General features: G+C 58.0%; 15 protein-coding genes and 1 tRNA gene. 10 read left to right on the plus strand and 6 right to left on the minus strand.

The genetic code is table 11. The features are described from left to right. Positions 1–465 precede the first annotated feature (465 nt). The 3 genes from B7444_RS07725 to B7444_RS07735 all read right to left on the minus strand — a co-directional run bounded on the left by B7444_RS07725 (position 466) and on the right by B7444_RS07735 (position 4,008). On the minus strand, positions 466–1,278 hold the full coding sequence (locus B7444_RS07725) for a mechanosensitive ion channel family protein (RefSeq protein ID WP_007282423.1): 813 nt from the start codon (positions 1,276–1,278) through the stop codon (positions 466–468). A 130-nt stretch (positions 1,279–1,408) separates the two neighbouring features. Then, on the minus strand, positions 1,409–3,529 hold the full coding sequence (locus tag B7444_RS07730; RefSeq protein ID WP_007282424.1) for a TonB-dependent receptor: 2,121 nt from the start codon (positions 3,527–3,529) through the stop codon (positions 1,409–1,411). A gap of 83 nt (positions 3,530–3,612) precedes the next feature. Continuing rightward, positions 3,613–4,008, minus strand: a complete 396-nt coding sequence (locus B7444_RS07735; RefSeq protein ID WP_007282425.1) for a hypothetical protein — start codon at positions 4,006–4,008, stop codon at positions 3,613–3,615. Positions 4,009–4,353: 345 nt separating this feature from the next. On the opposite strand from B7444_RS07735, the gene B7444_RS07740 reads away from it, so the two are divergent. From B7444_RS07740 to B7444_RS07755, 4 genes are all read left to right on the plus strand, one after another. Next, entirely contained in the window at positions 4,354–5,661 is a 1,308-nt protein-coding gene (locus tag B7444_RS07740; protein WP_081603767.1) for a DUF1800 domain-containing protein, read from the plus strand. A gap of 3 nt (positions 5,662–5,664) precedes the next feature. Further along, positions 5,665–6,873, plus strand: coding sequence for a DUF1501 domain-containing protein (locus B7444_RS07745; protein WP_007282427.1), 1,209 nt, complete (start codon positions 5,665–5,667; stop codon positions 6,871–6,873). Positions 6,874–7,063: 190 nt separating this feature from the next. Then, positions 7,064–8,257 (plus strand): formaldehyde dehydrogenase, glutathione-independent, encoded by a 1,194-nt coding sequence (gene fdhA / locus B7444_RS07750; RefSeq protein ID WP_015072239.1) that lies wholly within the window; start codon positions 7,064–7,066, stop codon positions 8,255–8,257. Between the two features lie 76 nt (positions 8,258–8,333). Continuing rightward, on the plus strand, positions 8,334–8,903 hold the full coding sequence (locus B7444_RS07755; RefSeq protein WP_007282429.1) for an NADPH-dependent FMN reductase: 570 nt from the start codon (positions 8,334–8,336) through the stop codon (positions 8,901–8,903). A 75-nt stretch (positions 8,904–8,978) separates the two neighbouring features. Here the strand turns inward: B7444_RS07755 and gltB are convergent, their stop codons facing one another. From gltB to B7444_RS07770, 3 genes are all read right to left on the minus strand, one after another. Then, a complete protein-coding gene (gene gltB, locus B7444_RS07760) occupies positions 8,979–13,499 on the minus strand; it encodes a glutamate synthase large subunit (RefSeq protein ID WP_007282430.1) in 4,521 nt (1,506 codons plus the stop codon). Next, positions 13,496–14,929, minus strand: coding sequence for an NAD(P)-dependent oxidoreductase (locus tag B7444_RS07765; protein WP_007282431.1), 1,434 nt, complete (start codon positions 14,927–14,929; stop codon positions 13,496–13,498). Before B7444_RS07765 ends, gltB begins: the two co-directional genes overlap by 4 nt. A 179-nt stretch (positions 14,930–15,108) precedes the next feature. Next, positions 15,109–16,065 carry a complex I NDUFA9 subunit family protein gene (locus tag B7444_RS07770; protein WP_231502900.1) on the minus strand — a complete coding sequence of 319 codons (957 nt, stop codon included), beginning with the start codon at positions 16,063–16,065 and terminating at the stop codon, positions 15,109–15,111. A 109-nt stretch (positions 16,066–16,174) separates the two neighbouring features. Here B7444_RS07770 and B7444_RS07775 point away from each other — a divergent pair. The 6 genes from B7444_RS07775 to lptB all read left to right on the plus strand — a co-directional run bounded on the left by B7444_RS07775 (position 16,175) and on the right by lptB (position 20,426). Continuing rightward, positions 16,175–16,261, plus strand: a tRNA-Leu gene (locus B7444_RS07775). Between the two features lie 61 nt (positions 16,262–16,322). Beyond that, positions 16,323–16,967 (plus strand): ribonuclease D, encoded by a 645-nt coding sequence (locus tag B7444_RS07780; protein WP_007282433.1) that lies wholly within the window; start codon positions 16,323–16,325, stop codon positions 16,965–16,967. A 21-nt stretch (positions 16,968–16,988) separates the two neighbouring features. Continuing rightward, positions 16,989–17,975, plus strand: coding sequence for a KpsF/GutQ family sugar-phosphate isomerase (locus B7444_RS07785; protein ID WP_007282434.1), 987 nt, complete (start codon positions 16,989–16,991; stop codon positions 17,973–17,975). Then, positions 17,972–18,739 carry an LPS export ABC transporter periplasmic protein LptC gene (gene lptC, locus B7444_RS07790; protein WP_007282435.1) on the plus strand — a complete coding sequence of 256 codons (768 nt, stop codon included), beginning with the start codon at positions 17,972–17,974 and terminating at the stop codon, positions 18,737–18,739. The genes B7444_RS07785 and lptC overlap by 4 nt, the downstream gene beginning before the upstream one ends. Beyond that, positions 18,736–19,674: an LptA/OstA family protein gene (locus tag B7444_RS07795; RefSeq protein WP_007282436.1), complete on the plus strand. Its 939-nt coding sequence runs from the start codon at positions 18,736–18,738 to the stop codon at positions 19,672–19,674. Before lptC ends, B7444_RS07795 begins: the two co-directional genes overlap by 4 nt. Beyond that, the gene (gene lptB, locus B7444_RS07800) at positions 19,671–20,426 is read left to right on the plus strand and encodes an LPS export ABC transporter ATP-binding protein (protein ID WP_007282437.1); all 756 of its coding nucleotides are present in this window, start codon (positions 19,671–19,673) and stop codon (positions 20,424–20,426) included. Before B7444_RS07795 ends, lptB begins: the two co-directional genes overlap by 4 nt. The last annotated feature ends 8 nt before the right edge of the window (positions 20,427–20,434 follow it).

Raw genomic sequence — 20,434 nt, forward strand, 5'->3', positions numbered from 1 at the left:
TCGCCGCAACCGTCATCTTCTGGCTATGAGTCCTGAGCCTAACGAGAGTTCATCATGATCGCTAAGACCAAGCGACCACCAAATTCCTATGGGGTTATCTCCATTCACACCAATCATGAATTCGTCAAAGTCTTCTTTGTAATTCTTCATTTTCTGTTTCCCAAAATAAATTTTGCCATAACTATCGCTATCAGAATGATACCAACGATCATAAAAATAGGTTTGACACAGCGTCGATTCGCGCGTGGACTTTCCGTTGTAGAAATTTGATGGTTTGACGAGATAACCAACTGTTTTACATGGGTTTATCTGGTTGCGTCGGGTCCACCACCAATCTCAGAAATCATCCTTCAACGACTTCACCAGCCCAGATGAAGACTGCGACACTGCGCTCTTATTGAGTGGACGCTGCCAGAAAATCGCCAAGCGGCCTGCCCGGAACTTTCCCAGACAGACCGGCAAAAATCAGGCTGCAGTACGGGCCGTAACCCCCAGACGGAAGCCTTCTTTCTTCAGCGCCTGAATGGACGCTTCGGAATACTTGGCAACCAGCGGCGTTACATTACCCGGTGCACACCAGAAGCCCAGCGTCACGGCAATATTGGCTGGTTTAGGCAGGAATGAAACGGATGGGGCCGGTGTCTTGAGAACCAGGGCATCGTTCTGGAACAGGTCCAGAAGCAGAGAGCGGGCCTTATCGATATCATCATTGTAATCAATCAGCAGACCGACTGACGCGAGCAGTCGTTCGGACTGGGAACTGTTAACGACTACATTGTTCGAGAGCGTCCCATTCGGCACGTAAACGATGTCATTCGTGGAATCCTGAAGCACAGTCCGAAACATCTCAATCGAGACAACCGTTCCCGTATTGCCCGCGGCCGTAATGGAATCCCCGACCTTGAACGGACGGAACAGCAGAATCAGCACGCCACCCGCAAAGTTGGCAAGGCTGCCCTGAAGAGCCATGCCAACAGCCAGACCAGCCGCACCGAGAACAGCGACAAAAGACGTCGTTGCAATACCGACCATGGACGCAACGCTGATCAGCAGAAGCGCCTTCAGCAGCAGTCCGACAACACTGAGCAGAAAGCCCCGGAGGGTTGGCTCGATATTGCTGGCAGCCATCATGCGGCCCATGCCACACGTAATCATGTTAATGATGGACCAGCCCACCAGCAGCACAATAATCGCCAGCACGAGTTGCCCGACATAACTTAGAAGCGTGGGGAGCCAGCCATAAAACTGACCCCACAATGTATTAACGTGATTTTCCATGAACCCCTCTGTTGTCCGTTCAGTTGGCACCACTGTGCCGACAGATGAACCACAGGTTAATGGGCTTGTATGACCAGCTTCAAGTCTGGCCTGGAAAACCTCAATAGTCCTCCAGGTTATAAAATGGCTCTCAGAAAGACGCCGTCAGACTCAGATTGAACGAACGCCCCAGCCCCAGTAACGGGCCAAGATACCCCGTGGACTGATAATCCCCCAAAGACATCCCACCCAGCGGCAGATAATATTTCTGATCCAGAACGTTATCGATACTTCCATCCAACGTGAAATATCGCCAGTGGTAGCTTCCACCCAACCCGAGCAGAGCATAACCCGGTGTACGCGGCTCCTGACGCAGCCGATCCACGCTTTCCTTGGATTTGACGAGCGTGACATCCACATGCCCGCTCCAGTTCTGGAACGTTTCCCGAAGCGTAATCAGACCATTCGTCGGCATCTGATGATAGAGCCCGGCGTGAGACACAAAATCCTGCCCGCGCACCCAGTTCAGATTGGCCTGTATCTCACCCTGACCATACGTCTGACTATTCCACAGTCTGGCGAACATCGAACTGTTGATGCCATAACTTTGAGCATTGTGATTGGCGAACTGGAGCATGGAAAGCCCGTTCGAGAGCGCCCCGATTTTCACAACGTTTATGTAATGATGGGTATAGGTGTAGTACGGCTGAACCTTGATTTCCCACCCATGCCCGTGCGGATCATGCAACGTAACTGTCGTGCTGACCGTATTGGCAATTTCAGGCGTCAGATTGAGGTTCCCGACATACCCGTTCCCATCCCCGAACCAGCCGATCATCGTTGTGGCCATAGCGCCCCGCCCCCAGGCGTAGCGTTCGTAAAGATTGGGAGAACGGGTCTTGCGCGCATAGCCACCCTCAATGGTCAGACTATCCAATGCCTGCCACCGCCCGGTTGCCGTGACGTCGAAATTGGTATCCGTCCGCCCACGGGACGCCGCATTGAATGCTTTTGCGGCGGCTGCATCCGCCATGCTCATCATGCTGGTCCAGGAATACGGGGCAACGGGCCCAGTGTTCATCAGGACCAGATCGTTTCGCACGCCAAGTTCCGTAGAGAAGCGAGGCGTCCACTGGGCTTTCCATTCTATGTAATGGCCCAGCCGATCCCGATGCCCGTTATTCACATTATGGAAGGTATCCGGCCCCATCATCATGCTGTTCAGCAGCGGCGGCCACCAGTCATTCAACCCGTTATGATCAAAGGAGCTCCCAATGCCCAGCGCATGCCTGGGCCCAAGTAAAATTGTCGCCTTGATGGAATAACCAGCCGTGCGGGTATCCGTGTTCATGGGCATACCCGTCGTCGCAGTATGGCCACCCTTGTCGGACAACATATTCATCGCGTGATCCACACGCTGCCAGAAGCCCCGCGCCTCAAGCGTTCCCCAGTTAAAATCGCCCGTATATTTTCCGTTCACGAACGTGGAGCGATTGTTCGTCATGTCCATGTACTGGTTCGGGAAACCCTCATAGGGAATGTCCTGCTGCCCGACCGTCAGGGCCAGCAGATGATTTTCCTTGCGAACTCCCAGCGTGACAGCATGATTGAAGCTCAGATAGTTCGTTGAGAGAACCCGCTGACCACCGCCCGCATGATAGTCGCTTGCGTGACTATAAGAGCCCGTGTAACGCACACTGAGCCAGTTATTAGCAACTGTCACCGACCCGGACGCTCCGGAGCCTCCGCCGTTACTGCGATACTCTCCCTTCGCATGACCCGTGACGAGAATTTTCGAACTCTTTGAGAAGATTGGGTCTTTGCGATTGACCTCAATGGTGCCGCCTGTGCTGTCCCCGCCCTGACTGACCGAAGTAATTCCCGCAATAGCCACGGCGGAAGACACCATATCCGGGTCAATATAGGACATGGCCGGGTTCATGTGATTGGGACACGCCGCCTGCATGCGCATCCCATCCACAAATGTCGCCACCCTGTCATCGGCCATGCCATTGAGGACAGGAAGCGCCGACACGCCACCGGCAGAATAGGCACTAAATCCAAGACTTCGTTTGAACAGACTTGTCACATCCGGATCGGTGGTTGTGGTGTGTCGCACACCATTCACGGTGATGAACTCCGTGGAAGGAGACTTCTGGGTCTGCGCGTTATCCGTATTGTCCGCAAAAGCCGGGTTCAGGGAGAAAACAAGCGCGCAACCACAGAGCAACAGTCCCGGACGTGACACACGCCGGACATTCAGAAAAAACATGGTCCATAACCTTCGATGAAATACAGACAGCCGGTCGCACACCTCCCGCATTCAGGAAGGCAGCGATCAGCAGAGACGTGATTTCAGGCGAAGGACGGCGGCCCTGTTGCTGGTGGCAGACAGACAACACGCCCAGCCGGAGGCGCACGAACCGCATGCGCCAGATATCGCCAGCGAGCCCAGCGGATCATGGTCAGCAGAAGAAGAACCGCCGTCAGAAGAACAACAGCAGGAAGATGCAGCAACGGGCATAGGGGACAGGTCGCATCATGATGGTGATGATGCTCGGCATGATGCATTATCCCATGCATCATACCCTTCCCCATCGGCATCATTGCAGCATAAGAAATGGGCGCAGGCTCAACAGGCCCGATCTGCAACCCGGTCAGACGCTCAAAAGTGGCGCGCGGAGTTTCATCAAGCTGGGCCTGACTTTGAAGGGCAAGCTGCCCAACCAGCCCCAACAGAACGCAAATCACCAGCAGCCAACGGCCTATCGTGGCTGAAAAACTCCGACCTCCAATGAACTGCCCTGAAACCAGCGTCTGCGACCTCGTCCAAACCTTCTAGCGCAGAAAAGATCACTCGTTCTCTGTTGTAAATAGACTTAAAATTCCACCAGTAGAGAAATAAACCCCAGCCAGGTATCAAGTAATCATTCACCCTATACCCCGTCGGGTATATAAATTCTCTTTTAAAATATGAACGCCAGCACTCTCATCCGCTGACACTTCCATACAAAACCGTCCAGATTTCGCCACATAAGGCAAGCAGTGTTCAGTAAAATTCAGCCACTCCCGTCCACCGGACATCGTGAGGGTGCCATGCGACTTGTCAGTGCCATAAACAGATTTGGTTGGGGCCAACGCGAGAGTGAGTCCTCAGACATGGCTCTCCGGGAATGGCTTACGCGTCAGCTTGATGAGCCTGATACGGCCACATTCAGGAATGTTGGTCCGTGTTCGGACGGCCTGATCGCCCTGCGCGAACAGCGTAAGACCAAATTGCAGGGTGACCCTCTGGTCAAACCGATTTTTCAGACAGAAGTCACAGCCCAGCTCGATAACCTGCTCGTGACGGAGCAGCCTTTCCGCGAACGGCTGGCATGGTTCTGGTTCAATCACTTCACGGTCAGCCTGCGTCAGGGCGGAACCAGGGCGGTCATTGGCGCCTATATGCGTGAAGCCATTCGCCCGCATGTGACAGGACGCTTCTCGGACATGCTCCTCGCCGTGATGCGTCACCCCGCCATGCTGATGTATCTGGACAACGCGTCCTCCATCGGCCCGACCAGCCCCGCAGGACGCAAAAGCCATCACGGCCTCAACGAAAATCTGGCCCGTGAATGCCTGGAACTGCACACGGTCTCTCCGGCCTCTGGCTACAGCCAGACCGACGTAACGTCCTTCGCAGCCATCCTGACAGGCTGGAGCATCAACATGAATGCCGAACAACCCGGCTTCGTGTTCCATGAAAAAGCCCATGAACCAGGCGAAAAAACCGTCATGGGTCAAACATTCCCCGAAGGAGAAGATGGCGGCATACAGGCCCTGCACTTTCTCGGCACGCATCCTGCAACATACCGCCATATCGCGACCCACATGGTCGGGCACTTCATTTCCGACACGCCTTCACAGCAGGATGTCAACCACATCGCGTCAGTCCTTCGGGACAGTGAAGGAAACCTACGGGCAGCCTCTCTTGCCCTGGCAGACCTTCACGATACGAACCATGCTGGCAGCAAGTTCCGCTCCCCCATGGACTATGCCACAGCCGTCATGCGAGCCCTGTCTTTAGGCGGAGAGCCCAGCAAGCCAGACGATCCACACGCCCCCGCACACCAGCTTTACGCAGCTTTTGCCTCATTGGGACAACCGTTATGGACGGCCCCCTTGCCCAACGGCTGGAGTGACAAGGCGGCAGACTGGAGCGCGCCTGCGGATATGCTGGCCCGCACGGACTGGGCCTGGCGAATGGCAACGAATGTCCGGACCGGAGACCCGATGGAGATCGCCCATATCGCCCTCGGCCCCGCGCTCAGACCACAGACGCAACTCGCCATGCATCATGCCGGCTCCCGTCAGGATGCACTGGCTCTGCTTTTTTCTTCACCCGAATTCCAGAGGCGTTGACCCATGATGATCCATCGTCGCACTGCCCTGCTGGGTCTGGCTGCAAGCTGGACACTCGGGCGTTCCTCTCTCGCTTTTTCCGGTTCGCCCGGCGGCCCGGATGATCCACGCTTTGTGGTCATTATCCTTCGGGGTGCACTGGATGGCCTGTCGGCTGTCACGCCGTATGGAGATGCCGATCTCAGAACATATCGTCGGGACCTTGTTCTTCCTGAGCCCGGACAGGAGGGCGGCCTTCTTGATTTAGGGGGCTTCTATGGGTTGCATCCGTCTCTTCAGACGCTTCACAGCCTCTACGGTGAAGGCCAGATGCTACCTATCCACGCCGTGGCAGGTCACTACCGCAGCCGCTCCCACTTCGAAGCGCAGGATTATCTGGAAAGCGGTGCCGATAACCGTCTGAGCAGCGGCTGGTTGAACCGGGCCGTTTCCGTCCTTCAAGGGAAGGCCAACAGACCGGATGGATACGGGCTGGCCATGGGACTGACGGTTCCACTTCTACTGCGCGGATCTGCGAAGGTTGGAAGTTATGCGCCAGCAGGCAGCCAGCACCCCGATGAGGACCTTTACAACCAGATCGTTGCCCTGAACGCATCGGACCCCATCACAGGCCCCGCTTTCCGAAACGGCCTGAAAGCCCGGGACTTTTCGGACACGGCCATGACAGGGATGAAAAACCCTTCCGAAGCCGGGAAACCCCGCAAACCCGACGCCTTTATGCAGCTTTCCACCGCCGCAGGGCAGATGCTGGCCACACCCCATGGTCCCCGAATCGCCGCCCTGGAGATCGGGGGATGGGATACACATGCCGCCCAGCTTGGGCGTCTGGGAGGGCCCCTGGCCCAGCTTGATCGCGGAATCGGTGCCTTGCGTCAAAGTCTCGGAGAAACCTGGAAACGCACAGTCGTTCTTGCCCTGACGGAGTTTGGCAGAACCGTCCGCATGAACGGAACAGGCGGAACAGACCATGGCACCGGCACAGTCACCTTCCTTGCCGGAGGAGCCGTCGCGGGAGGAAAGGTCGGAGGAACATGGCCCGGTTTGCGTCCCGGCCAGCTCTTTGAAAACCGGGATCTCGCTCCAACAACGGACCTGCGCGCCATAGCCGCCGGTGTGCTGTGCGACCATCTGCACTTACCTCCGCATGCAATTGCCGCGGTGTTTCCGGGACCAAAAACTGATGTCCAGAAAGGCCTGATCGTTTCTGCCTGAAGACCCAGGCTTCCGGGTCCACAAGGTCGCATAAGACGCTCCATCACTTTTGAGCGATAGGCGCGTCTGTAGCCCTATGTCACGGTTCCAGAAAGCACGGCGAACGTTGAGTGTCTGTACGACAACATTTCGTCGTGCCGGGCGACCCCGGCCGCAAGGGATGGCCGCTGCCCGAACCTGGAGAGAAGCCATGTCTGACGAAAACAGAGGGGTCGTTTATCTCGGCCCCAATCATGTTGAAGTCCAGCGGATCGACGACCCCAGAATGGAAACACCCGATGGCCGGAAGATTGACCACGGCGTCATTCTCAAGGTCGTCTCCACCAATATCTGCGGCTCCGACCAGCATATGGTTCGAGGCCGCACAACAGCGCCGTCCGGGCTGGTCCTCGGCCACGAAATCACTGGCGAAGTCATCGAAACCGGATCGGATGTCGAGATGGTCCGCAAGGGCGATCTGGTTTCCGTTCCCTTCAACGTCGCCTGTGGGCGATGCCGATGCTGCCGCGAGCAGCACACGGGCGTATGTCTAACTGTCAACTCCAGTCGTGCGGGCGGCGCATATGGTTATGTGGATATGGGCGGCTGGGTTGGCGGACAGGCGCGCTACGTCATGGTCCCTTATGCAGATTTCAATCTGCTGCGCTTCCCTGACAAGGCTCAGGCTCTTGAGCGCATCAGAGACCTCACGATGCTGACCGATATTCTCCCCACCGGTTTTCATGGTGCCATCAACGCCAAGGTTGGTGTGGGATCAACGGTCTATATCGCGGGTGCCGGGCCGGTTGGTATGGCAGCGGCAGCGTCGGCGCGCATTCTCGGCGCCGCCATTGTCATGATTGGCGATTTCAATCCTGAACGCCTCGCCCACGCGCAAGCGGTCGGGTTTGAGCCCATCAACCTCCAGAACCACGACAGGCTCGGTGACCTCATCGAACAGGTCATCGGAACACCGGAGGTCGACAGCTTCATTGATGCCGTCGGTTTCGAAGCCAAGGGATATGACGGAAAGGAACAACCAGCCGTCATCCTCAACCAGGCCATGGAAGTCACACGCCCAGCCGGAGCCATCGGTATCCCGGGCCTGTATGTGACGGAAGATCCGGGCGCTCATGAAGCTGCGGCCCAGAAAGGAAACCTGACGCTCCGACTGGGTCAGGGCTGGGCCAAAAGCCAGTCGTTCCACACCGGCCAGACCCCCGTCCTGCGTTATAACCGTCAACTGATGCAGGCCATTCTGCATGGGCGCCTTCCCATCGCCGACATCGTCAACGCCACGGTGATTTCACTCGAAGACGCACCACGCGGCTACCATGACTTCGACAACGGCGCGCCGCGCAAATTCGTTCTCGATCCTCATGGAATGCTGAAAAACGCAGCCTGACTCACTCCGGCGTCATGCCATGGCTTCCTTATCCTACAAGCCATGACATGATCGGCACTTCGATGGAGACCCGTCCATGCCCAACGACACGCCCCTGCATTTCATCACCCTGCTCGGAAGCCTGCGTAAAGCGTCCTTCAACGCGGCGGTCGCTCGTACTCTACCCGAACTCGCGCCCGAAGGGATCTCCATTACTCCGCTCGGATCAATCGGGGATTTTCCGCATTACAACGCAGATGTTCAGGACACAGGCTTTCCGGCTCCCGTTCTGGCCATGGCGGAGCAGATCCGGGCTGCAGACGGCGTCATCATAGTGACCCCAGAATATAATTATTCCATTCCCGGCGTACTGAAGAACGCCATCGACTGGCTCTCCCGCGTAACGCCTCAACCTTTCAGCGGCAAACCTGTCGCCATCCAGACGGCTTCCCCCGGCATGCTCGGTGGCGCACGGGCCCAGTATCATCTCCGGCAAAGTCTGGTGTTTCTGGATGCTTACGCGCTGAACCAACCAGAAGTCATGATTGGTCAGGTCGCAGGTAAAGTGGACCCCGCAAGCCTGACATTGACGGATGACTCCACCAGAAAGTTCATCTCAGGCCAGATAATCGCGCTTGCCGCCCTGACCAGAAAGCTTCGCCCCTGACCCACGAAAGGCAAAAGAAAACCCCGCACCGGAACTCTGATGCGGGGCTGTTCAGACACTGATTGATCGAAGCAATCAGGCCGAAAGCTTGGACAGGTCTTCCTGCACATAGCCAATGACCTTGGCATATTCGCGGGGAACGATGTGCCAGAACTGCTCCAGCGTGTGCTCCCAGCAGTGCAGCAGGTCAGCGGCGTAAGTGCTGCCCGTTTCTTCCACATGCTGTTCCACGAGCGTCCGCAGTTCCACATCCCAGCGGCTGCCTGGCTGCACGCGGTTCCACATCACCGTGTCAGGATTGATGCGAGATTCGAAGCGGTTCTTCGGATCAAGCACATAGGCCATACCGCCCGTAAAGCCGGCACCAAAGTTGTCGCCCGTCTCGCCGAGGATCACGACCTTGCCGCCAGTCATGTACTCGCAACCGTTGGAGCCACAGCCTTCAACAACAGCCGTCGCACCAGAGTTACGAACCGCGAAACGCTCACCAGCCTGACCAGCTGCGAAGAGCTTGCCGCTCGTGGCACCGTACAGAACCGTGTTGCCAATGATCGCATTCTCTTCCGAACGCCATGTAGACGCCGGAGACTGACGGACAACAATCGTCGCACCCGACAGACCCTTGCCGACGTAATCGTTGGAATCCCCTTCCACGATCATCTTCAGACCCTGCACCGCGAACGCACCCAGGGACTGGCCAGCCGATCCACGAAGCGACAGCGTAAGCTGGCCCTCTGGCAGTTCATGCATCCCGAACTGACGGGTAATCATGCCGGAAATACGTGTTCCGATCGCACGATGCGTGTTCTGCACGTTGTAGTGCAGATGCAGCTTCTCACGACGCTCGAACAGCGGGATCGCATCGGCCACGATCTGTGCGTCCAGCGTTTCCGGAACCTCGTTGCGGCCCTCACGGGTGCAGTAACGCGCATGTTCACCCGGATCGGCCTGCACCAGCAGGGAGTTCAGATCCAGATCGTCCAGATAGTCAGCACCGCGGGACACCTGACGCAGCATGTCCGTCCGTCCGATGACCTCCTCAAGGGAGCGAACGCCCAGATCGGCAAGAATATGGCGAATGTCTTCAGCAATCAGCGTGAAGAGGTTGATGACCTTCTCCGGGGAGCCTTCGAACTTCGCACGCAGCTTTTCGTCCTGAACGCAGACGCCGACCGGGCAGGTGTTGGAATGGCACTGACGCACCATGATGCAGCCCATGGCCACCAGCGCGGCCGTACCAATGCCGAACTCTTCCGCACCCAGCATCGCCGCCATGACCACGTCACGACCCGTCTTGATGCCGCCATCCGTCCGCAGCACCAGACGATGACGCAGACGGTTGAGCATCAGGACCTGATGCGCTTCGGACAGACCCATTTCCCACGGCAGACCCGCGTAATGGATTGAAGACTGCGGGCTGGCACCCGTTCCGCCGGAATGACCGGAGATCAGGATGGCATCAGCCTTCGCCTTCGCCACACCCGCCGCAATCGTGCCAATACCCGTCCGGGCAACCAGCTTCACGGTGACGGTTGCCGTCGGGTTGACCTGCTTCAAATCGTAAATGAGCTGGGCCAGATCCTCGATCGAATAGATGTCATGATGCGGCGGCGGGGAAATCAGCGTCACACCCGGCGTCGCATGACGCAGTCGGCCGATTAGTTCCGTGACCTTGAAGCCCGGAAGCTGTCCACCCTCGCCCGGCTTCGCGCCCTGGGCCATCTTGATTTCGATCTCGCGGCAATCATTCAGATACTGCGCGGTCACACCGAAACGACCAGACGCCACCTGCTTGATCGCGGAAGACGCGTTGTCCCCGTTCGGGCGCGGCTTGGAACGCTCGGCGTCCTCGCCACCCTCACCGGAGTCAGACTTCGCACCAATCCGGTTCATGGCAATCGCGAGCGTCTCATGCGCTTCGGGGCTCAGAGCACCCAGAGAGATGCCCGGCGCGACAAGGCGACGACGGATCTGCGTGATGCTTTCAACCTCGTCCACCGGGATCGGCGCATGAGGTGCCTTGAAGTCCAGCAGGTCACGGAGGGCAACCGGCGGCATCTGACGCACGGCATCCGCGTAACGGCGATATAGCGTATAGCTGTTGGCCGAAACCGCACTTTGCAGCATGTGCACAAGCTGGCCGGAGAACGCATGCGTCTCGCCCTGACGGCGCAGCTTGTAGCGGCCACCGACCGGAAGCGCTTCGACCTTCTGATCCCACGCAGCAGCATGAGCCTTCAGGATGTTGCGGGCTATACCCGGCAGACCAATGCCGGAAATACGCGACGGCATGCCTGGGAAGAACTCCGCCACCAGCGCACGGGACAGGCCAATAGCTTCGAAGTTGTAGCCACCGCGGTAAGCCGAGATGATGGAAATCCCGAACTTGGACATGATCTTGAGCAGACCCTTGTCCACCGCTTTGCGGTAACGCTCCATCGCCTCACGCATTGTCATCTGGCCGAACAGGCCACGACGCAGACGGTCCGCGATGCTGTGCTGAGCCAGTGCCGGGTTCACCGTCGTCGCACCAACACCGATTGTCACAGCAATGGCGTGAACGTCGATGGCACTGGACGTCCGGACGTTCAGGGACGTGAACGTCCGCAGGGAATGACGCACAAGGTGAACATGCACGGCAGCCGTCGCAAGGATCATCGGCACGGCCACACGATCCGGCCCGGTGTTCTCATCCGTCAGGAACAGATGGGTGCAACCGCCACGGACATGATCTTCCGCCTGAACCCGGATAGACGCGATGGCCGCACGCAGACCTTCTTCGCCTTCCTCAACCGGGAAAGTGCAGTCGATCAGGGTAGCGTTCTCACCGCAGACTTTCCGCAGTTCATCAAACTCACCAACCGTCAGAACCGGGCTCGGAAGCTGGAGCAGATCGCACTGTTCCGGGCGCTCATCGAGGATGTTCCCCAGATTGCCCAGACGCGTGATGAGGCTCATCACCCGCGTTTCACGCAGGGAGTCGATCGGCGGGTTTGTAACCTGGCTGAAGCCCTGACGGAAATAATGCGACAGACCACGATAGATCTTGGACAGAACCTGAAGCGGGGTGTCATCGCCCATGGAGCCCAGAGCTTCGGCAGCCGTCTCGACCATCGGGTGAAGGATGGTTTCCAGCTCTTCATGGGTCAGGCTGACAGCCATCTGCTGGCGACGCAGCACGTCCGACGCCATCCCTTCCGGCTCGACCACATCACGCACGATCGGCTCGATATTGCGGATGCGCTTGACCCAAGACTGAAAATCCTGACGGGACGCCAGCATTTCAAGCAGTTCATCCGGCTGATAGAGACGACCTTCCTTGAGGTCGAGCGCCAGTGTCTGCCCCGGACCAAGGCGCCCGCGACGCTGAATGCGCGCTTCCGGCACACGGACCATGCCCGCTTCCGAACCCACGATCAGCAGGTTGTCATTCGTGATGGAATACCGCAGCGGACGCAGGCCCGCACGATCCAGACCTGCGATGACCCAGCGACCATCCGTTGCACAGACAGCAGCCGGCCCATCCCATGGCTCAATGACCGCATTGCAGTAGCGGAACATGGCGCGAGCGGCCGGAGAAATCGCCGAATTCGCACCGCTGGACGCCGGAATCAGCAGCATCTTGGCCATCGGGGCACTGCGTCCACCGAAGGTCATGAGTTCGAAGACGTTATCCAACGCCGCCGTATCCGAACCCGCAGCCTGTACGACCGGCTTTAGATCTTCCATGTAGGGATCAAGCGCCGGATGGGACAGGCGCGTTTCGTGCGAACGCATCCAGTTGGTGTTGCCAGAGATCGTGTTGATCTCACCGTTATGCGCCACCTTGCGGAACGGCTGCGCCAGCTTCCAGGTCGGGAACGTGTTGGTCGAGTAACGCTGATGGTAAATCGCGAAACGCGAGACGAAGCGCTCGTCCAGCAGGTCCGGGTAGAAGTCCGTCAGGTTCTCGGCAAGGAACATGCCCTTGTAGATCACGGAGCGGCATGACAGCGAGCAGATATACAGATCCACCTGCTGACGCGTTGCCTGCTTCTCAATGCGACGACGCAGGACATACAGATCACGCTCGAACTCGTCTTCTGACCGACCCAGCGTATTGCGGATCATGATCTGTTCGATTTCAGGGCGCGTCTGATTGGCCTTCTCGCCAATGCACGCCGTGTCGATCGGCACCTGACGCCAGCCATAGATCCCGTAGCCGAAGTTCAGAACCTCGGTCTCGATGATCTGACGACCGGCTTCCTGCGACGCCAGATCCGTCTTCGGCAGGAACACCATGCCAACGGCAATGCGACCGTCGATCGTGTCATCGCTGGAACTGTTATGAATGGCTTCAGCAAAGAAATCCTGCGGGATCTCAACATGGATACCCGCACCATCGCCCGTCTTGCCATCGGCATCGACAGCACCACGGTGCCAGATGTTCCCCAGAGCCTCGATACCGGCCTTCACGACCGCGCGGGACGGCTTGCCATCCAGAGCAGCGACAAGGCCCACGCCACAGGAATCGCGCTCCTGCGTCGGGTCGTACAGACCCTTCAGGCGCTCAACGTTCTCGGCATAATCGCGGATGAAATCGGTATTCTGTGTCATTCCGCGGCCTCCAGCGCCAGGGTCTCGGTCAGAGAAAGATGAATTGCGTCAGCCGCATCACGGCCGTCCTTGATGGCCCAGACAACGAGGCTGGCACCGCGTACAATATCGCCGCCAGCGAACACGCCCGGCAGGCTTGTCTGGAAGCCGCCCGGCGGAACCGTCAGCGTGCCCCAGCGCGTCACGGCAAGTTCCGGCTGCTGCCACTGGCCCGGCAGGTCTTCCGGATCGAAGCCCAGCGCACGGATCACAAGATCGCCTTCAATAATGGAATGCTGGCCCGTACCTTCGATGGAGCGGCGCCCTGTAGCATCCGGTGCACCAAGGCGCATTTTCAGCACCTTCACACCTTCAACAGTGCTCTCGCCCAGAAATTCTTCCGGTGCAGCCAGCCACTCGAAGTTCGCACCTTCTTCCTCAGCGTTGTAAACTTCCTGACGGGAGCCCGGCATGTTCGCACGGTCACGGCGATAGACGCAGGTGACCTTTTCCGCACCCTGACGGATGGACGTCCGAACGCAGTCCATGGCCGTATCACCACCACCAATGACCACCACACGACGCCCCTTGGCATGAAGCGCGGCATCTTCCCCGGGATCTTCGTCATATCCGCGACGGTTCGAGGCCGTCAGGAAGTCAATCGCATTCACAACGCCGTTCAGATCAGCACCCGGCACATCCACCGAGCGCGAACGATAGACGCCCGTCCCGAGGAACACCGCGTTATGACGTGTCCGCAGATCATCCAGTGAGGTCTCACCCTCGCCTGCACCAATTGGTGTGGAAAGGTGGAAGATGATGCCCTGCTCTTCCAGCAGCTTGTGACGCCGGGCCACGACGTGCTTTTCCAGCTTGAAGCTCGGAATACCGTACGTCAGCAGGCCACCCACACGGTCCTGACGCTCATAAACATGAACCTCATACCCGCGTGCCCGCAGACGCTCTGCACAGGCCAGACCGGCAGGCCCGGACCCCACGACGCCGACACTGATGCCGAGTTCACGATCCGGCAGACGCGGCTGCACCCAGCCCTGCTCAAAAGCATTTTCCGTAATGAAGCGTTCGACAGCACCGATAGTGACGCTCTCGAACCCCTTCTGGATCACGCAGTTGCCTTCGCACAGGCGATCCTGCGGGCAGATGCGACCGCAGATTTCCGGGAAGGTGTTGGTTGCCGAAGACATTTCATAGGCTTCCTGCAGACGGTCTTCCGCCGTCAGCTTCAGCCAGTCCGGGATGTTGTTGCCCAACGGGCAATGCACGGAGCAGAACGGAATGCCGCATTGAGAGCATCGCGAAGCCTGCTCTTCAGCGCGGCTCATCGCAAACCCACGGTAAATCTCCCCGAAGTCCTGGCGACGCTCGGCAGCATCGCGCTTCTCCGGGAGGATCTGTGGGTGATTGACGAACTGCAACATCCGTTCGGCCATGCGCCGTGTCTCCTAAACAAACCATACGTCCCGTGGAACGCACGAAATCGGTGGAGTACCAGCTATTCCGTCACTTTAAGTGATAACAGTCAGTGATGCTTACCTATAGCAAAAAACCCCGTCCGGATCGTCGCTTTCATTGCAAAAATCCCACATTATTTAGGTCCGATATGGTCCAATTATGATTTGAGCTGTCGATAGAGCCTGAAAACTCCCGCCTTCAGGTACTCCGGCACCACCATCCGCATCGAGATCGGGTGAATATCCAGCGTCTGCAAATTATCCAGCCCCGGATGCACCACATTATCGACAGACATCATCGCCACCTGATCACGCGTCAGCAGGTGTCCCGGCAGCTTCTCCAGAACAGAGGCCTCAAAACGAGCGACCACACCCGGGATCGGCAGCAGTAACCGATGACGGCCGGACACCTCCAGAACAAACGCCATCATGTCCCGCATACTCAGAATGTCGGGGCCACCAGCCTCGACGATGCGTCCTGCATGCTCAGGCTCCAGCAAACGCAGCAAAGCTTCAGCAACATCTTCAACAAAGACCGGCTGATAATGCGTGTGCTGCGCGAAGACCGGCAGAACGGGCGACACTGCGGCGATCAGAGCAAAAAGATTGAAGAAACTGTCCTCCGGGCCGAAGACAACCGAAGGGCGCAACAATCCGGCATCCGGAAAAACGCGCCTCACAACCTGCTCAGCGGCCCCTTTGCTCCGACCGTAAGCACCCGGTGACGTCAACGAGGCACCGATTGCAGACATGTGCACATATTGTTTCACCCCTGCGCGCCGTGCCCGCACGGCAGCCAGATGAGCCCCGTCCACATTGATCTTGTGAAGAACCCGGATATCCGGCGTCATGACCGAGACCAGATTAACTGCCGCATCCGCTCCATCGAACAGACGATCCAATTGATCGGCGTCACTGACAGAGACTTTCAGGAACTCGACACGCCCGGTCCCCCTCGCCTTGCCAAACCCCTGAATTTCTTCGGGATTTTGGCTCCCGATCCGAACAACATGCCCCGTTGCAACCAGCTTCCGGACAAAACTGCGACCTATAAAGCCACCGCCCCCAAGCACCGCCACCTTGCGTGGCGAAGCCTCGGAAAAAAGTTTTTCCATTTTCTTCTTTTCTTTCATGCAGACAGTTGACGCGTCCCTACAGTCGGGGTAAACGCCTCTTCACCAACCCGGGATGCCTCAGGAAACTGAAAAACCCGGTGCTTTCTGAGCCCAGATGGCGGAATTGGTAGACGCGCAGGTTTCAGGTACCTGTGTCCGAAAGGACGTGGAAGTTCGAGTCTTCTTCTGGGCACCACAGACGGTCAGGCTTTATAAGCCTCTCCCTCTGAGCTTCTAAAAAAATTGGTGACAACAATATGAGCCAGCAGAACGCCATCCATCTTCATGACGGCGACCTGCCGGACGATTTTGATATTGGCCCTGTTGTCGCCATCGATACCGAGACCATGGGTCTCAATCCCCACAGAGATCGCCTCTGCCTCGTGCAGCTTTCCGCCGGTGACGGCGAAGCACATCTTGTGCAGATCAAGCCTGTTTCGATGGGCGGCCGCGGTTATGACTGCCCCAACCTCAAGGCCCTCCTGTCGGATGAGTCCATCACCAAGCTGATGCACTTCGCACGCTTTGATGTAGCCGTTCTCCAGCATGCTCTGGGCATCACCATTTCCTCCGTCATCTGCACCAAGATTGCCGCACGGCTGGTCTATACCTTCACGGACCGTCATGGCCTGGCCTATCTTTGCCGCGATCTGCTTGGGGTAGAGATGAGCAAGCACCAGCAGAGCTCCGACTGGGGGGCAGACATCCTCACGGAAGACCAGAAGCGCTATGCTGCGTCTGACGTGCTGCATCTGCACGCCCTGTGGGAGAAACTGGAAGCCATGCTGATCCGGGAAAACCGCCGTGAACTGGCGCAGTCATGCTTTGATTTCCTGTCGGCCCGCGCCCGTCTTGATCTTCTGGGATATGAAAATCCCGATATCTTCGCACACCGCGCATAATCACGACCCGGCCCTGAATTCATGACCAGCCAAGCTGTCTTGCCTCTCTCCTCAGCCCTGCACACCCTCGCAGCGGAACGTCAGGGCCTTGAGGCGCTGGAAGCAGCCTTTCATGCATCACTCGGATCTGCCTTCACAAAGGCCGTGGACCGTATCCTGCACTGCTCCGGCCGCCTGATCGTCACCGGTATCGGAAAATCGGGACATATCGGGCGCAAGATACAGGCTACTCTCGCCTCTACCGGCACGCCGTCCCTTTTCGTGCATCCCGCAGAAGCCTCGCATGGCGATCTGGGCATGGTGGCGCCAGGCGATGTGATCCTTGCCCTGTCGAATTCTGGCGAAACCGCCGAACTTGCCGCAATTCTGTCTTATGCATCGCACAAACACCTCGGCGTGATTGCGATAACCTCCGTCGAAACGTCCGCGCTGGCCCGGGCGGCAGAAATTGCTCTCGTGCTTCCAAAAGCGCGTGAAGCCTGCCCGATGGGACTGGCTCCCACAACAAGCACACTTCTGCAGCTCGCGCTGGGCGACGCACTGGCCATAGCGCTTCTTGAAAAACGCGGCTTTACGGCAAGCGATTTTCAGACCTTCCATCCTGGCGGTCGGCTGGGAGCAAGACTGCGGCCGGTCCGGGAACTGATGCATTACGGTGAGACCCTGCCTCTCGGAAAGACCAGCCTCTCACTACGCTCCGTCATTCTGGAGATGACACGCAAGGCATTCGGGTGCATGGGTGTTATAGACGACTCAGGTGTGCTCTGCGGCCTCATCACAGATGCAGATCTTCGCCGTGCCCTGCATCGTGATCTCGATGCAACAACGGCTGAAGAAGTGATGAACCGGTCACCGATCACGACCACCCCTACGACTCTGGCACAGGACGTCCTGCTTCTCATGAATGCACGCTCCAAACCCATCACAAGTCTTTTCGTCGTAGGCGAAGATGGGCGACCACAGGGCATCATTCACCTGCATGACCTTCTGCGGGCTGGTCTGGCATGAGTACGCCTCAGGACGACAAACGCCCCCGGCGTGACGATTTCGCCGAAAACCGCCGCGAGAGTCTGGCGAAGCTTGATGCGCTCCGCCGTGCAGCTTTTGACAGGGTGCGCACGGCCCCCAATGCCGAACAACTTGCCCGCAGACGGTCCCTGCTTGGCTTCGCCAAATGGGCCCTTCCCGGCCTGGCACTCGTTCTGCTCAGTTCGATTGCGGCCTGGCCCGAGATTTCCCATCTCGTGAACCAGAACCGCGCGGCTCTGAAAGAAATGGCCCGGTTGCACGTCGAAAGCGGCAATATGGAAAATGCCGTTTATCGCGGCCTGGACGCACATAACCATCTGTACATGATCACGGCCCGCACGACCCATCAGCAGGGCCCGGATCGCGTGGATCTGGTGGACCCCGTGGCGGATATCGAGCTTTCAGGCAATTCCTGGGCTCATATCAAGGCCGATCGCGGCATATACATGCAGCACGAGCAAACCCTGAACCTTGATGACAATGTCGTCCTGTACCGCGATGACGGGACGCTCATGAACGGTCCCTCGGCGGATATGGACCTGAAACAGGACGTGATTGCATCGCGTGATTGGGTGCATGCCGAAGGGCCATTTGGTACGCAGGATGCTCAGGGCTATTTCCTGGACCAGCATGCGGGTATCATGCAGTTTACAGGACCGGGTCTGACGGTCCGCAATGATGATAACGGTCCCCCTTCCCCGGCGGCCCGCCTCCGCCAGGAAGGAGCCAAGACAGAGAAATGATGAGCCGCATCAGCCGACTGCTTCCCATTGCAGGACTTCTTCTCGCGACCGCTGCCACTCCCACCGCCTATGCGGACGGGCTGGACATGTCTCATGGCGAGGCTGTCAAACTGTTCTGGAAAAACGAGGAAATCTACGACCGCAATGCCCAGACTGTCACTCTGACAGGAGGCGCCCGCGCAGTCCGTGGGGATGTGACGGTCGATGCCGATACACTCATCGGACACCTCCGTAAAAAGACAGCACCAGACGGTCAGCCCACGCCGCCGCCAGCAAACGGCCAGAACGGCGAAGCTGATCCAATGGGCGGCTCGCTTGAACTCTACCGCATCGAGGCGCGCGGCAACGTCCACATCTACAACCAGACGGATCAGGGTTGGGGCGATCACGCCGTCTACGATATGGATCAGGCCGTCATGGTCATGACGGGCAAGCACCTGAAGCTTACGACGCCTCAGGATGTTCTGACGGCGCGTGACGTTATGGAATATCATTCCAAGACCCGCATGTCCGTCGGCCGCGGTGATGCCACCGTCACAACCAATGATGGCAAGCAGGTCAAGGCAGACGTTCTGGTCTCCTTCAGCGCACCAGATTCGCCCGCACCTGCCGACCAGCCACAAGCCGCCAGCACAGACGGTAATCCGCTTGGCGGCGGGTCTTCCAAGCTGGATCGCGCCTATGGCTGGGGTCATGTTGTCCTGCGTACACAGACGCAGACCGCAACAGGTGACCGTGGTGTGTATGTCTTTGCCACTCAGATTGCCCGCCTGATCGGTCATGTTCACGTGACGCAGGGCCAGAACCAGAACAATGGGTCGCAGGCCATCGTGAATATGAAAACCGGCATTGCCACGATGCTGCCAGGATCGGACTCTCCTATTCAGGGACTTGTCGTTCCCAACGAAGCCAACAGCAGCCAGGCCCCAAAGTGACCGAGACACCTTCCACAGCTCCCGCGCTTCAGACCGGCCTTGTCGCCAGCGGTATTGGCAAGACCTACAAGAAGCGTGCCGTCGTCAAAAACGTCTCGCTTCAGGTTCAGCGCGGCGAAGCCGTGGGTCTGCTCGGCCCGAATGGCGCGGGCAAGACCACCAGCTTCTACATGATCGTGGGTCTGGTTCAGCCTGACACAGGCTCCATCACGCTGGATGGTGCAGACATCACGCAGCTTCCAATGTATCGCCGCGCCCGGCTTGGTGTGGGGTATCTTCCACAGGAAGCCAGTATTTTCCGCGGACTGAACGTTGAGCAGAACATCATGGCCGCGCTGGAAGTGATCGAATCCGATCCTGAAAAGCGCGAAGCCATGCTGAACGGCCTTTTGGCCGAATTCGGTATCACGCATCTCCGCCGTTCGCCGTCGCTGGCGCTGTCCGGTGGTGAGCGTCGTCGTCTGGAAATTGCCCGCGCTCTGGCCAGCCAGCCAAACTACATCCTGCTCGATGAACCTCTCGCCGGTATTGATCCGATTGCGGTGGGAGAAATTCGCGATCTTGTGTCCCACCTCAAAGACCGTGGCATCGGCGTGCTGATTACGGACCATAACGTCCGCGAAACGCTTGAAGTCATTGACCGCGCCTACATCATGCATGGCGGTCAGGTTCTAATGGAAGGTACACCGGAAGCCATCGTCGCAAACGAAGATGTGCGCCGGGTCTATCTTGGAGAGAACTTCTCGCTCTAATCTGACGG

The organism is Gluconobacter thailandicus F149-1 = NBRC 100600, from assembly GCF_000964465.1.
Taxonomy (GTDB): domain Bacteria; phylum Pseudomonadota; class Alphaproteobacteria; order Acetobacterales; family Acetobacteraceae; genus Gluconobacter; species Gluconobacter thailandicus.

Bases quoted from the DNA above. Each gene is read 5' to 3' on its own strand.
- B7444_RS07725 (WP_007282423.1), bottom strand. From the start codon at position 1,278: ATGGAAAATCACGTTAATACATTGTGGGGTCAGTTTTATGGCTGGCTC.
- B7444_RS07730 (WP_007282424.1), bottom strand. From the start codon at position 3,529: ATGTTTTTTCTGAATGTCCGGCGTGTGTCACGTCCGGGACTGTTGCTC.
- B7444_RS07740 (WP_081603767.1), top strand. From the start codon at position 4,354: ATGCGACTTGTCAGTGCCATAAACAGATTTGGTTGGGGCCAACGCGAG.
- B7444_RS07745 (WP_007282427.1), top strand. From the start codon at position 5,665: ATGATGATCCATCGTCGCACTGCCCTGCTGGGTCTGGCTGCAAGCTGG.
- fdhA (WP_015072239.1), top strand. From the start codon at position 7,064: ATGTCTGACGAAAACAGAGGGGTCGTTTATCTCGGCCCCAATCATGTT.
- B7444_RS07755 (WP_007282429.1), top strand. From the start codon at position 8,334: ATGCCCAACGACACGCCCCTGCATTTCATCACCCTGCTCGGAAGCCTG.
- gltB (WP_007282430.1), bottom strand. From the start codon at position 13,499: ATGACACAGAATACCGATTTCATCCGCGATTATGCCGAGAACGTTGAG.
- B7444_RS07765 (WP_007282431.1), bottom strand. From the start codon at position 14,929: ATGGCCGAACGGATGTTGCAGTTCGTCAATCACCCACAGATCCTCCCG.
- B7444_RS07770 (WP_231502900.1), bottom strand. From the start codon at position 16,065: ATGGAAAAACTTTTTTCCGAGGCTTCGCCACGCAAGGTGGCGGTGCTT.
- B7444_RS07780 (WP_007282433.1), top strand. From the start codon at position 16,323: ATGAGCCAGCAGAACGCCATCCATCTTCATGACGGCGACCTGCCGGAC.
- B7444_RS07785 (WP_007282434.1), top strand. From the start codon at position 16,989: ATGACCAGCCAAGCTGTCTTGCCTCTCTCCTCAGCCCTGCACACCCTC.
- lptC (WP_007282435.1), top strand. From the start codon at position 17,972: ATGAGTACGCCTCAGGACGACAAACGCCCCCGGCGTGACGATTTCGCC.
- B7444_RS07795 (WP_007282436.1), top strand. From the start codon at position 18,736: ATGATGAGCCGCATCAGCCGACTGCTTCCCATTGCAGGACTTCTTCTC.